The following is a 12,908-nucleotide window of genomic DNA, read 5'->3' on the forward strand; positions in this document are numbered from 1 at the left end:
CAGGCCGCGGGCGCAGCGGCCCCCTCGGGGGCAGGGGGCTACGCGGAGCGAGCGACCGTGGGGGCGAGAGGCCAGCGCGGCTTCACGTCAAAGGTGTAGCCGTGTTGCAGCGTTTCCAGCCCTGCCTGCAACCGCATGGCGGCGGCCAGGGCAATCATGGCGCCATTGTCGGTGCACAAATGCAGCTCGGGGTAATGCACGCGGATGCCGCGTTGTTTACACATCGCATTGAGCTGGCTGCGCAGCAAGCTGTTGGCACCCACGCCGCCGGCCACGACCAGGCGCTTGAGCCCGGTTTGGGCCATGGCGGCCAGTGATTTTTTGACCAGCACTTCCACGATCGCAGCCTGCGTGGACGCCGCCAGGTCGGCTTTGCGGCTGTCCAGTTCGGCGCCCAGTTTTTTGGCCTGCGTGAGCACCGCGGTCTTGAGCCCGGCAAAGGAAAAATCGAGGTCACCGCTGTGCATCAGCGGCCGCGGCAGTTTGAAGGCGGCGCTGTCGCCGCCTTCGGCGAGTTTCGATAGATGCGGCCCGCCCGGGTAAGGCAGGCCCATGAGCTTGGCCGACTTGTCAAAAGCCTCACCTGCCGCGTCGTCAATGGTTTCGCCGAGCAATTCGTAGCTGCCCACGCGGTCCACCCGCATCAGCTGGGTGTGGCCACCCGACACCAGCAAGGCCACAAAAGGAAATTCAGGGGGGTCGGCACTCAGGAAGGGCGAGAGCAAATGGCCCTCCAGGTGATGCACACCCATGGCCGGCCTGCCCAGCGCCGCCGCCAGCGAGCAGGCTACGCCCGCGCCCACCAGCAAGGCGCCCGCGAGGCCCGGCCCGCGCGTGTAGGCCACCACATCGACCTGCGCCAGGCTGCTGCCGGCCTCGGCCATCACCTGGTGCGTCAGCGGCAGCACACGGCGGATGTGGTCGCGGCTGGCGAGCTCGGGGACCACGCCGCCATAGGCCTGGTGCATGTCGATCTGGCTGAATAGCGCATGCGACAGCAGGCGCGGCACCCCGAGGCCCTCGGCACGCGCCAGCGCCACACCTGTTTCATCGCAAGAAGACTCGATTCCCAATACCAGCATGCGCGCAAGTGTAAAGTGTCCCTGCACGCCAGGGCCTTGCAGGGTCTTGCGGCACGGATGTTGCTGCCCTCCAAAAAAACCATGATGAAGTCCGGACTCAGTTTTCTCGTCGCTGCCCGCCAATGTGAAATCGGCGAACTCGAACAGCTTGCACTCACCAGTGAGCTGGTCAATGCCATAGGCCGCCTGATCCACGCGCTGCAAAGGGAACGCGGTATTTCCAACGTGTTCCTCGGCTCGCAGGGCACACGCTTTGCCGATCAGCGCCTGCAGCAGGTCGCTGAATGCGGGCGGGTCCAGCAGTTCGTGCTGCAGCATTTCGACGCGCTGGACACCGACCCCGCGCGCGTGCGCAACGGCGCGCGTCTGTTCAGCCGCATTGCCTTCGTGCTGCACGCGCTGGATGCCCTGCCCGCCTTGCGCCTGCGTGTAGCCGCCCAGGAGACCACGCCCGGCGAAGCCACCACGGCCTTCACGCGCTTGATCGCCGGATTGCTGGTTGTCGTCTTCGAAGCGGCCGACAGCGCCACCGACCCCGAAATTTCCCGCGTACTGGTGGCCATGTTCAACTTCATGCAGGGCAAGGAGTTCGCGGGGCAAGAGCGTGCCTGCGGCGCCGCCACCTTCGCCTCGGGCCACACGGACACGGCGCGACAGCAGCAGTGGCTGCACCTGATCGAATCGCAGGAGCGCTGTTTTGAGGTGTTCACCGATTTCGCGGACCCAGCAGTCCTCAATGCCTGGAACGTCGCCCAGCCGGTCGAATCCATGGCCGAGCTGGAGCGCCTGCGCCGCACAGGCTGTGCCCCAAATGCCGGCGGCAAGCTGGACGCCAACCTGAGCCAGACCTGGTTTGACTGCTGCACCCAGCGCATCGACGCCATGAAAACGGTGGAAGACCTGCTGGCGGCAAATCTGCGCGGCCTGTGCGAACGCAAAATCGCCCAGGCGCATGACGAACTGCGCGACCAGAAGGCCATCCTGGACGAACTCTCGCGCCAGGCCGATGCCGGCCCGCATGCGCCTGCGCACTACGGGCCGCAGGTAGAACGCTCCATCCTCGGCCTGGTGCAGGAGCAGGCCCACCGCCTGCAGGTCATGAGCGACGAACTGGAAACCGTGCGCGCCGCGCTCAACGAACGCAAGGTCGTGGAACGCGCCAAAGGCCTGCTCATGGCCACACGCAAGCTCAGCGAAGACGACGCCTACAAGATGCTGCGGCAAACGGCCATGAGCCAGAACCGCCGGCTGCTGGACGTGGCCGAATCCGTCCTGGCGATGGCCGAGTACCTCTAGCGCGGCTTCACGCGACGTCACGCAGCCTGCCGCCGCGCACGCCAGCCTGCTGCACTGCACAAATCCCGTGCCTGCAGCCTCGCCGCGCACCACGATGGGAGCACCAAGACCTCGTCATACCCCACCGACCCTACGGCCAAGATCCTTGTTTTTAAAGGAAAAACCCGGCATCACCCCACACGCAACCCTACTGGCACGCTTTCTGCTTGGAATATTGCCAAGTTGAGCCAAAGTCGGCTCGACAGCAGGTCTTCCAAGGCTTGTCCCGGACAACGGCGTCCATCTCTTACCCGCTTAACGCAGGTGAAAGGTGGACGCCGTTTTTGTTTTTCAGCGTGTCTTTTTCTTTTTTTCTTCTCTTCCTTCTTTGCCACAGGAGTTCAGCATGACGCAGCAGTCTTACGGCCCCTTCAAACCCGCCCGCCGCGATTTCATCAAAAAAGCCAGCGCCGCCGGCAGCGCCGCGCTATTCACCGGCATGCTTCCGGGCGGGGCCTGGGCCGCTGGCTCCGATGCGCCGGAAAAGAAGGAAGTGAAGATAGGTTTCATCCCGCTGACCGATTGCGCCTCTGTCGTCATGGCCTCGGTGCTGGGCTTCGACAAGAAGTACGGCGTCAAGATCACTCCATCCAAAGAAGCCAGCTGGGCCGGTGTGCGCGACAAGCTCGTGAACGGTGAACTGGACATGTCGCACGTTCTGTACGGCCTGATTTACGGCGTGCACGTGGGCGCTGGCGGCCCCAAAAAGGAAATGGCCGCGCTGATGGGACTCAACCGGAACGGCCAGTCCATCACACTCTCAAAGGCCCTTGCCGACAAGGGCGCAGTTGACGCACCTTCCCTGGCAAAAGTGATGGCGAAGGAAAAACGTGAATACACCTTCGCGGGCACCTTCCCCACGAGCACCCACACCATGTGGCTCAACTACTGGCTTGCCAGCGCTGACATCAGCCCCATCAAGGACGCCAAGGTCATCGTGGTGCCACCGCCGCAAATGGTCGCCAACATGCGCGTCGGCAACATGGACGGCTTCTGCGTGGGTGAACCCTGGGGAGAACGCGCGATTATCGACAAGGTAGGCGTCACGGCCATCACCACGCAGGACATCTGGAAAGACCACCCCGAAAAAGTATTGGGCACGCGCGCGGAGTTCGTCAAAGCGAACCCCAACACCTGCCGCGCCGTGATGATGGCCGTGATGGAAGCCAGCCAGTGGATTGACGCCAACCTCTCCAACAAGATGAAGATGGCAGAGACCGTCGCCGAGAAGTCTTACATCAACACCAGCGTGGACGCAATCAACCAGCGCATCCTGGGCCGCTACCAGAACGGCATGGGAAAGACCTGGGACGACAAAAACCACATGAAGTTTTACGACGACGGCCAGGTGAACTTCCCTTACCTTTCCGACGGCATGTGGTTCCTGACGCAGTTCAAACGCTGGGGCATTCTCAAGGAGCATCCGGATTACCTCGCGGTGGCCAAACAGATCAACCAGATCGATCTGTACAAGGAAGTCGCCGGTGCCATGAAGGTCAGCGTGCCCAAGGACGTCATGCGCAGCAGCAAGCTGTTTGACGGCACGGTCTGGGATGGCAAAGACCCGAAGAAGTACGCCGACGGCTTCAAGGTCCACGCCTGAGCCCACATCCCGCCCTCCTCCACCCCTACGCAAAGAGGTCACGCCATGGTCAGTGCCGTATTCCACAGTCCGCTTGAAGCCCCACCCGTGACCCGTAGCGGCGACAAAACCCGGGCCAGGGAAGCCGGCGCCCCACAACCAGAGGCCGCGGCCCACACCGACATGACACAGCCCACCATCACCCAATCACCGGCCCAGGCTGGCGCCGCCATCCCGGTGGTGCGCGCGTCCTGGGATGTATCGTTTATCTGGCTGAGCATCCTGCCGCCCTTGCTGGGCCTGGGCCTGCTGGCGCTGGTGTGGGAGCTGGTCTTCATGGGCACGGGCGGCAGCATCCCCTCGCCCCGGGACACTTTTGTGCAGGCGGTACAGATCTTCAGCGACCCTTTCTACAGCAAGGGCCCCAACGACCAGGGCGTGGGCTGGAATGTGCTGTCTTCGCTCAAGCGCGTAGCCATTGGCTTCGGCCTGGCGGCCGTCGTCGGCATCCCTGTCGGCTTCCTGATCGGCCGCTTCAGCTTCCTGAGCCGCATGTTCAACCCGTTGATCAGCCTGTTGCGCCCGGTCTCGCCGCTGGCCTGGCTGCCGATAGGCCTGCTGGTCTTCAAGGGCGCCAACCCGGCCGCCATCTGGACCATCTTCATCTGCTCGATCTGGCCCATGATCATCAACACCGCCGTCGGCGTGCAGCGCGTGCCGCAGGACTACATGAACGTGGCGCGCGTGCTGAATCTCAGCGAATGGAAGATCGTCACCAAGATCCTCTTCCCCGCCGTGCTGCCCTACATGCTGACCGGCGTGCGCCTGGCCGTCGGCACAGCCTGGCTCGTCATCGTCGCAGCCGAGATGCTGACCGGCGGCGTCGGCATCGGCTTCTGGGTCTGGGACGAGTGGAACAACCTCAACGTCAAGAACATCATCATCGCGATCTTCGTGATCGGCATCGTCGGCCTGCTGCTGGAGTTCGCCCTCATCAAGCTGGCCACGGCCTTCACCTTTGAAGAAGTCAAGAACTAAGAAAGTTCCCCCGAAGCGCCTTCGGCGCCTCCCCCTCAAGGGGGCACCACCAGCAGCCCGGCAAAGCCGGTTCCGCGGGTGGTCCTCCTAAAAACCGGAGCCACATCATGAGCGAATCTTTCAGCACTAAATACATCGAGATCCAGGGCGTCGAACAGACCTTCAAGACCAAGAAAGGGCCGTTCTGCGCGCTGAAGAACATCAACCTGACGGTCGCCCGGGGCGAATTCGTCGCGCTGATCGGCCATTCGGGCTGCGGCAAATCCACCCTGCTCAACCTGATTGCCGGCTTGACTACGCCCACCGAGGGCAGCCTGCTGTGCGCCAACCGCGAAATTGCCGGACCCGGCCCCGAGCGTGCAGTCGTATTCCAGAACCATTCGCTGCTGCCCTGGCTCACCTGCTTTGAAAACGTCTACCTGGCAGTTGAACGGGTTTTTTCAGCCACGGAAAACAAGGCCCAACTCAAGGCCCGCACTGATGCTGCACTGGCCATGGTCGGGCTGACGGCCGCAGCGCAAAAGCGCCCGGGCGAGATTTCTGGCGGCATGAAGCAACGCGTCGGCATTGCACGCGCGCTGTCCATGGAGCCCAAGGTGCTGCTGCTGGATGAGCCTTTCGGCGCCCTTGACGCACTGACCCGCGCCAAGCTGCAGGACGAACTGCTGCAAATCGTCGCCACCACGCAAAGCACAGTGGTCATGGTGACCCACGACGTCGACGAAGCGGTTCTCCTGAGCGACCGCATTGTGATGATGACCAATGGCCCCTCGGCCACGATTGGCGAGGTGCTCGCCATCGACCTGCCGCGGCCGCGCAGCCGGGTGGAGCTGGCCGAAAGCACGCAATACCTGCACTACCGCAAGGCGGTGATCGATTTCCTCTACACGCGCCAGGCGCATGTGGAAAAGGCCGCCTGAGCCTGTATCCCAGAAACCCCAATACAGAGACAAACCCAAGGAGACCGCGATGGACATGCGAGTCAAGGAAAAGCAAAAACTGGTAATGGTCGGCAACGGCATGGCCGGCGTGCGCACGCTCGAAGAGCTGCTGAAAATCGCGCCCGGCATGTACGACATCACCGTCTTCGGCGCCGAGCCCCATCCCAACTACAACCGCATCCTGCTGTCGCCGGTGCTGGCCGGCGAGCAGACGCTGGACGAGATCGTGCTGAACTCCTGGGACTGGTACAAGGACAACCACATCACGCTGCACGCCGGCAAAAAAGTGGTGGAAGTCGACCGCATCAAGCGTGTGGTCCGCGCCGAAGACGGCACTGAAGAGGCTTACGACCGCCTGCTGATGTGCACCGGCTCCAACCCCTTCATCCTGCCGGTTCCCGGCAAGGACCTGCAAGGCGTGATCGCCTACCGCGATATTGCCGACACCAACGCGATGATCGATGCGTCCGTGAAATACAAAAAAGCGGTCGTCATAGGCGGTGGCCTGCTGGGCCTGGAAGCGGCCAACGGCCTGATGCTGCGCGGCATGGAAGTCACCGTGGTGCACGTCATGCCCTGGCTCATGGAGCGCCAGCTCGACGACGTGGCGGGCAAGCTTCTGCAAAAATCACTGGAAGACCGCGGCCTCAAGTTCATGATCGGCGCGCAAACACAGGAACTGGTAGGCGGTCAGGACGGCCGCGTGACCGCGATCAAATTCAAGGATGGCACTGAAGTGGCCACTGACCTCGTTGTCATGGCAGTGGGCATCCGGCCGAACACACAGCTCGCAGAATCCATGCGCCTGCACTGCAACAAGGGAATCGTGGTCAATGACACCATGCAGACCGTGACCGACGCGCGCATCTACTCGGTCGGCGAATGTGCAGCGCACCGGGGCATCGCCTATGGCCTGGTGGCACCGCTGTTCGAGCAAGCCAAGGTCGCGGCCAACCACCTGGCGCAATTCGGCATAGGCCGGTATTCGGGCTCGCTCACGTCCACCAAACTGAAAGTCACCGGCATTGACCTCTTCAGCGCCGGTGAATTCATGGGCGGCAACGGCGCCGAAGAAATTGTGATGAGCGACCCGTTCGGCGGCGTCTACAAAAAACTCGTTATCAAGGATGACAAGCTGATCGGCGCCTGCCTGTACGGCGACACGGTTGACGGCAGCTACTACTTCAAGCTGCTGCGCGACGGCCGCAACGTCAGCGATATCCGCGATAAGCTGATCTTCGGCGAGTCCAACCTCGGCGACGCCGGCCACGAAGGCCAGAACAAGGCCGCACTGATGGCCGACGACGCGGAAGTCTGCGGCTGCAACGGCGTCAACAAGGGAACCATCTGCAAGGCCATCAAGGAAAAGGGCCTGTTCACGCTCGATGAAGTGCGCAAGCACACCAAGGCCAGCGCATCCTGCGGGTCCTGCACCGGATTGGTCGAACAGATCCTCATGTTCACCGCGGGCGGCGACTACTCGGCCACGCCCAAGCTCAAGGCCATGTGCGCTTGCACCGACCACGGCCACCAGGCCGTGCGCGACGCCATCCGCGCCAGCAAGCTGCTCAGTATTTCGGACACCTTCAAGTTCATGGAATGGAAGACGCCCAACGGCTGCGCCACTTGCCGCCCTGCCGTCAACTACTACCTGATCAGCACCTGGCCCAAACAGGCCAAGGACGATCCGCAAAGCCGCTTCATCAACGAACGCAGCCACGCCAATATCCAGAAAGACGGCACCTACAGCGTCATTCCGCGTATGTGGGGCGGCGAGACCACCGCGAGTGAGTTGCGCCGCATCGCCGACGCGGTCGACAAATACAAGATCCCGACCGTCAAGGTGACCGGCGGGCAGCGTATCGACTTGCTGGGCGTCAAGAAAGAGGACTTGCAGAACGTCTGGAAAGACATCGGCATGCCCTCCGGCCACGCCTATGCCAAGGCGCTGCGCACAGTGAAAACCTGCGTGGGCAGCGAATGGTGCCGCATGGGCACGCAAGACAGCACACAGATGGGCAAGGACCTGGAGCGCGCCATGTGGCGCATGTATGCACCGCACAAGGTCAAGTTTGCGGTGAGCGGCTGCCCGCGCAACTGCGCTGAGTCCGGCATCAAGGACGTCGGCATCATCGGTGTCGATTCGGGCTGGGAAATGTACATCGCCGGTAACGGCGGCATCAAGACGGAAGTCGCCCACTTCTTCACCAAGCTCAAGACCGCGGCAGAGGTGCTCGAATACACCGGCGCCTTCTGCGAACTCTACCGCCAGGAAGGCTGGTACCTCGAGCGCACGGTTCATTACGTCAACCGCGTCGGCCTGGACTATGTGAAGAAAAAAATTCTGGAAGACCACGAAGGCCGCAAGGCGCTGTGGGAACGCCTGCAGTTCGCGCTCGACGGCGAGCCCGATCCCTGGTTCGACCTCAAGGAAGCTTCGGTCGACACACGCCAGTTCTCCGCCCTGCCCGCCTGAGATGCCGCTCCGCCATTCACCACACAAAGACCATTTGATGCGCCACCTTTTTCAACGCCGGGATTTTTGCAGCCTGGCCCTTGTTTCGCTGGGCTCGCTGGCGCCTGTCGCAGCCCACGCGCAAGTCGCCGGCATAGGCGACGCCATCAACAAGGCCGGCCGCCTGCGCATGCTGTCCCAGCGCATGGGCAAGGCCTGGTTCGGCCTGGGCCAGGGCATACAGGCCGAGTCGGCACGTCGTGTGCTGGACCAATCCATGGCACTGTTCGATCGGCAACTGGTGGAACTCAAGGCTTTTGCCCCGGCCGGCGAGACCCGCGATACCTATGCCCAGCTCGAGGGGGCCTGGGGTGAGTACAAAGATCTGCTGACAGGCGCCACGCCGTCGCAAGACAAGGCCAAACAGGTGCTGGAGCAGGCCGGCAAGGTGCTGGCACTCGCGCACAAGGGCACCGGGCTGTTCGAGCAGCAGGCCGGCAAACCCGGCGCCAGGCTGGTCAATGTGGCCGGGCGGCAGCGCATGCTCTCGCAGCGCATGGCCCAGTTTTACCTGGCCAGCAACTGGAACGTCGAAAGTGCGGTGAGCCTGCGCGAGATCAACAAGGCGCGCGAGGAATTCGTGCCGTCGCTGGAGCTGCTGCGCAGCGCGCCCGAAGCCACGCCGGAAATCAGGCAGGAACTTGCGCTGGCCGACAACCAGTGGTTCTTTTTCGACAACGCACTGAAGGCCCGCGTGACCGGCGCCAAGGCGGCCACCGACGTGTTCGTCAGCAGTGAAAACCTGCTGCAGGTCATGGACCGGGTCACCGGCATGTATGCCCGGGTTCTTGGTTAAACGGGCTAAGAGGAGACAGTCATGAGCGAATGGAAAAAAATCTGCCTGGTCGACGAAATCCCCGTGCTGGGCTCACGCCGCATTTCACGCGCGCAGGGCATGGACGTCGCGGTGTTCCGCAATGACCAGGACCAGGTGTTTGCGCTGCTGGACCGCTGCCCGCACAAAGGAGGCCCGCTGTCGCAGGGCATCGTGTTTGGCACCAGCGTGGCCTGCCCGCTGCACAACTGGACCATAGGCCTGGTGGACGGCTGCGCCAAAGCGCCTGATGAAGGCTGCACCCCCAAGTTCAGCTGCAAGGTGGAGATGGGCCAGGTGTTCCTGGATGCCGCCGAGCTGGACACGCTGGCGCTGGACTTGCAGCCGCCGCGCGCCGGCCCCGGAGCAAGCGCAGGTGCTTTGGGCGATGAAAGCTTCAGCGTGCAGGCGCCGCAAACGGCATGAGGGGAGGCCCCCTCGATCTTCATGACTGATACAAGATCAACCTGCCCCTATTGCGGTGTCGGCTGCGATCTGGCAGCTTGCGCTGCTGATCGCTTTGCGATTCCTTGGAAACACCGCAGCCGCGGCTCCGTTCACCATGGTTGAAACGCGATCAACCTGCCCTTATTGCGGTGTCGGCTGCGGTGTAATCATCGAATCGCAGGGCGACGAGATCACCGGTGTGCGGGGGGACCCGGACCACCCGGCCAACTTCGGGCGGCTGTGCACCAAGGGTTCGACGCTGGCGCTGACCGCAACCGCCTCCGTCACGCGGCAGACACGCCTCTTGCAGCCGATGCGGCGCGAGCATCGCCGTGAAGCGCCCAAGCCGGTGTCCTGGGACGACGCGCTGGGTTTTGCCAGCGAGAGCTTTGCACAGATCATCCGTGAGCACGGACCCGACGCCGTCGGATTTTATATTTCAGGCCAGTTGCTGACGGAAGACTATTACGTCTTCAACAAATTGGCGAAGGGCCTGATCGGCACCAACAATGTCGACACCAACTCGCGCCTGTGCATGAGCAGCGCCGTGGCCGGCTACAAGCAGACGCTAGGTGCGGACGCCCCTCCTTCTTGCTACGACGACGTGAACCATGCGCAGTGCATTTTTATCGTCGGCAGCAACACGGCCTATGCGCACCCCATCCTGTTTCGCCGCATTGAAGACGCCAAGGCGGCCAACCCGGCGCTGAAGATCATTTTTTGCGACCCGCGCCGCACCGACACGGCCGAGATCGCCGACCTGTACCTTGGCATCCAGCCGGGCACGGATGTGTCGCTCTTCAACGGCATGCTGCATATCATGCTGTGGGAGGGCTGGACCGACGCCGCCTACATCGCGGCGCACACCACAGGCTTTGACGCCCTGAAGGCGACAGTACGCGACTACACGCCCGACCTTGTGGCGGAAACCTGCGGCATCAAAAAAGAAGACCTGCTGGCTGCCGCCAAACTCTTCGCCACGTCAGCCCCCACATTGAGCCTGTATTGCCAGGGCCTGAACCAATCCAGCAGCGGCACTGCCAAGAACGCCGCGCTCATCAATTTGCACCTGGCCACCGGCCAGATCGGCAAGCCGGGCGCCGGGCCCTTTTCTCTGACCGGGCAGCCCAATGCGATGGGCGGGCGCGAAGTGGGCGGCCTGGCCAACCTGCTGAGCGCGCACCGGGACCTGGCCAACCCTGAACACCGCGCCGAAGTTGCTGCGCTGTGGGGCCTGCCCTCTGTGCCGGAAAAACCGGGCAAAACCGCAGTCGAGATGTTCCAGGCTGCAGCCGACGGCGAGATCAAGGCACTGTGGATTGCCTGCACCAACCCGGCGCAGTCCATGCCCGACCAGGCCACCGTGCGCCGTGCCATGGAGCGCGCCGAACTGGTGATCGTGCAGGAAGCCTTTGCCACCACGTCGAGCTGCGACTACGCCGACCTGCTGCTGCCGGCCACCACCTGGGGCGAAAAGATTGGCACCGTCACCAACAGCGAGCGCCGCATCAGCCGCGTGCGGCCGGCCGTGGCTGCACCGGGGCAAACCCGCCATGACTGGTCCATCGCGGTGGACTTTGCCCGGCGGCTTGAAAAGCTGCTGCCCAACCGAACGGAAGCAGGCGCGGCTCTCTTCCCTTATTCGCTGGCCGACGAAGCCGCCGGCGTGGAAACCATCTGGAACGAACACCGCGAATCAACCCGCGGCCGCGACCTCGACATTACCGGCTTGAGCTACGCACTACTCGACGTCGGGCCGCAGCAATGGCCCTTCAAATCGGGCGATACGGCGGGCAAAGTGCGGCTCTATGAAGACGGCGTGTTCCCCACCGCCGACGGCAAGGCCCGCTTCGTCAACACCGTCTACAAGCCAGTGGCCGAGCCACGCGAATCACGTTACCCGTTTTCCCTCACCACCGGCCGGCTGCGCGACCAATGGCACGGCATGAGCCGCACCGGCACGCTGGGGCGCCTGTTCGGCCATGTGGCCGAGCCCTCGGTGCAGATGAATGCGCAGGACATGGCACGGCGCCTGCTGAAAGACGGCGACCTGGTGTATGTGACCTCCAAGCGCGGCTCCATCGTGGTGCCCTTGCAGGCTTCGCCCGAAGTGGCGGTGAGCCAGGCCTTTATCGCCATGCACTGGGGCGAAGAGTATTTGAGCGGCCAGTCCACCGGCGGTACGCCGCTGACCGGCGTCAACGCGCTCACCACTTCGGCTTACTGCCCCAGCTCCAAACAGCCCGAGCTCAAGCACGCGGCGGTGAAGATCATCAAAGCCGAAATGCCCTGGACATTGCTGGCCGTGGCCTGGTTGCCGGAGGGCGATGCGCTGTCGGCGCGTGAACAACTCAAGCCCCTGATGGCGCAGTTTCCTTTCACCAGTTGCGTGCCATTTTCGAACAACACGCCGCTGGCCGACCGCAGCCGCGAGCGCACCGGCCTGCTGTTTCGCGCCGCCAGCCATGAAGCGCCGCCTGACGAAACGCTGGCGGCGCTGGAACGCATTCTCGGCCTGGACGGCGCCGACGTGCTGCGCTATGGCGACCGCAAGAAGGGCCAGCACCGCACCATGCGGCTGGTTCGCAACGAAGGCAACGCCCAACTAGACGGCTTTGTGCTGGCAGGCGACACCAGCGCCCAGACCTGGATCAAAACCCTGCTGCAGGACGAGCTTTCCGCGCAGTCCTATGGGCGCCTGCTGCTGCTGCCCGGCGCCAAACCGCCGGTGGCGGTGCAGTCACGCGGCAAGCCGGTGTGCACCTGCTTTAATGTGAGCGACATGGCCATCGACGAGCACCTGACCTTGCTCGCTCAAGGCGGCGGCGGTGCCGGTCACCTGGGCACCGATGAAGAGCGCCTCACTTCACTGCAGGCCACGCTCAAGTGTGGAACTAACTGCGGCTCTTGCGTGCCTGAGCTCAAGCGCCGGGTGCGGTCGGCGCGCGACATCCCGCCCAGTCCACAGGGACCCTCCCGCACGGTGATTCCCCTGCGGCAGGTGGCTTGAGCAGGAAGGATGGCATTCTGTGCAGACATCCTTCATTTTTCCGCCGGGCCGCCCCAAGGAAAATCATCCCCCTCGGGGGGGCAGCGCATTACGCGAAGCGAAAAGCGTGGAGGCCCTTAAGCTCATAACGAGAAGTTATCAATC

The 12,908-nt window shown here is 63.2% G+C and carries 9 protein-coding genes; 8 read left to right on the top strand and 1 reads right to left on the bottom strand.

The features are described 5' to 3' along the window. Nucleotides 1–38: 38 nt before the first annotated feature. Complete coding sequence (gene tsaD / locus ABI546_RS12730; RefSeq protein ID WP_348046957.1) at nt 39–1,082, bottom strand: tRNA (adenosine(37)-N6)-threonylcarbamoyltransferase complex transferase subunit TsaD; 1,044 nt, start codon at nt 1,080–1,082, stop codon at nt 39–41. A gap of 84 nt (nt 1,083–1,166) precedes the next feature. Here tsaD and ABI546_RS12735 point away from each other — a divergent pair, with 84 nt between their 5' ends. From ABI546_RS12735 to ABI546_RS12770, 8 genes are all read left to right on the top strand, one after another. Continuing rightward, nucleotides 1,167–2,378, top strand: a complete 1,212-nt coding sequence (locus ABI546_RS12735; protein ID WP_348047142.1) for a nitrate- and nitrite sensing domain-containing protein — start codon at nt 1,167–1,169, stop codon at nt 2,376–2,378. Nucleotides 2,379–2,763: 385 nt separating this feature from the next. Next, a complete protein-coding gene (locus ABI546_RS12740; protein WP_348046958.1) occupies nt 2,764–4,020 on the top strand; it encodes an ABC transporter substrate-binding protein in 1,257 nt (418 codons plus the stop codon). A 45-nt stretch (nt 4,021–4,065) separates the two neighbouring features. Then, nucleotides 4,066–5,037 (top strand): nitrate ABC transporter permease, encoded by a 972-nt coding sequence (gene ntrB, locus ABI546_RS12745; RefSeq protein WP_348046959.1) that lies wholly within the window; start codon nt 4,066–4,068, stop codon nt 5,035–5,037. Nucleotides 5,038–5,144: 107 nt separating this feature from the next. Continuing rightward, nucleotides 5,145–5,957, top strand: a complete 813-nt coding sequence (locus ABI546_RS12750) for an ABC transporter ATP-binding protein (protein WP_348046960.1) — start codon at nt 5,145–5,147, stop codon at nt 5,955–5,957. 49 nt (nt 5,958–6,006) lie between these two features. Further along, nucleotides 6,007–8,454, top strand: a complete 2,448-nt coding sequence (nirB, locus tag ABI546_RS12755) for a nitrite reductase large subunit NirB (RefSeq protein ID WP_348046961.1) — start codon at nt 6,007–6,009, stop codon at nt 8,452–8,454. Between the two features lie 37 nt (nt 8,455–8,491). After that, on the top strand, nt 8,492–9,289 hold the full coding sequence (locus ABI546_RS12760) for a type IV pili methyl-accepting chemotaxis transducer N-terminal domain-containing protein (protein ID WP_348046962.1): 798 nt from the start codon (nt 8,492–8,494) through the stop codon (nt 9,287–9,289). Nucleotides 9,290–9,310: 21 nt separating this feature from the next. Then, complete coding sequence (gene nirD, locus ABI546_RS12765; RefSeq protein ID WP_348046963.1) at nt 9,311–9,733, top strand: nitrite reductase small subunit NirD; 423 nt, start codon at nt 9,311–9,313, stop codon at nt 9,731–9,733. Nucleotides 9,734–9,869: 136 nt separating this feature from the next. Beyond that, on the top strand, nt 9,870–12,764 hold the full coding sequence (locus ABI546_RS12770) for a molybdopterin-dependent oxidoreductase (RefSeq protein WP_348046964.1): 2,895 nt from the start codon (nt 9,870–9,872) through the stop codon (nt 12,762–12,764). Nucleotides 12,765–12,908 lie beyond the last annotated feature (144 nt).

It is taken from the genome of Polaromonas sp. (assembly GCF_039932935.1).
Classification (GTDB): Bacteria; Pseudomonadota; Gammaproteobacteria; order Burkholderiales; family Burkholderiaceae_C; genus Polaromonas.

What these genes read in the sequence shown, in the direction of transcription:
- ABI546_RS12740 (WP_348046958.1), top strand. Translation starts at nt 2,764, where the DNA reads ATGACGCAGCAGTCTTACGGCCCCTTCAAACCCGCCCGCCGCGATTTC.
- tsaD (WP_348046957.1), bottom strand. Translation starts at nt 1,082, where the DNA reads ATGCTGGTATTGGGAATCGAGTCTTCTTGCGATGAAACAGGTGTGGCG.
- ntrB (WP_348046959.1), top strand. Translation starts at nt 4,066, where the DNA reads ATGGTCAGTGCCGTATTCCACAGTCCGCTTGAAGCCCCACCCGTGACC.
- ABI546_RS12760 (WP_348046962.1), top strand. Translation starts at nt 8,492, where the DNA reads ATGCGCCACCTTTTTCAACGCCGGGATTTTTGCAGCCTGGCCCTTGTT.
- ABI546_RS12735 (WP_348047142.1), top strand. Translation starts at nt 1,167, where the DNA reads ATGAAGTCCGGACTCAGTTTTCTCGTCGCTGCCCGCCAATGTGAAATC.
- ABI546_RS12770 (WP_348046964.1), top strand. Translation starts at nt 9,870, where the DNA reads ATGGTTGAAACGCGATCAACCTGCCCTTATTGCGGTGTCGGCTGCGGT.
- nirD (WP_348046963.1), top strand. Translation starts at nt 9,311, where the DNA reads ATGAGCGAATGGAAAAAAATCTGCCTGGTCGACGAAATCCCCGTGCTG.
- nirB (WP_348046961.1), top strand. Translation starts at nt 6,007, where the DNA reads ATGGACATGCGAGTCAAGGAAAAGCAAAAACTGGTAATGGTCGGCAAC.
- ABI546_RS12750 (WP_348046960.1), top strand. Translation starts at nt 5,145, where the DNA reads ATGAGCGAATCTTTCAGCACTAAATACATCGAGATCCAGGGCGTCGAA.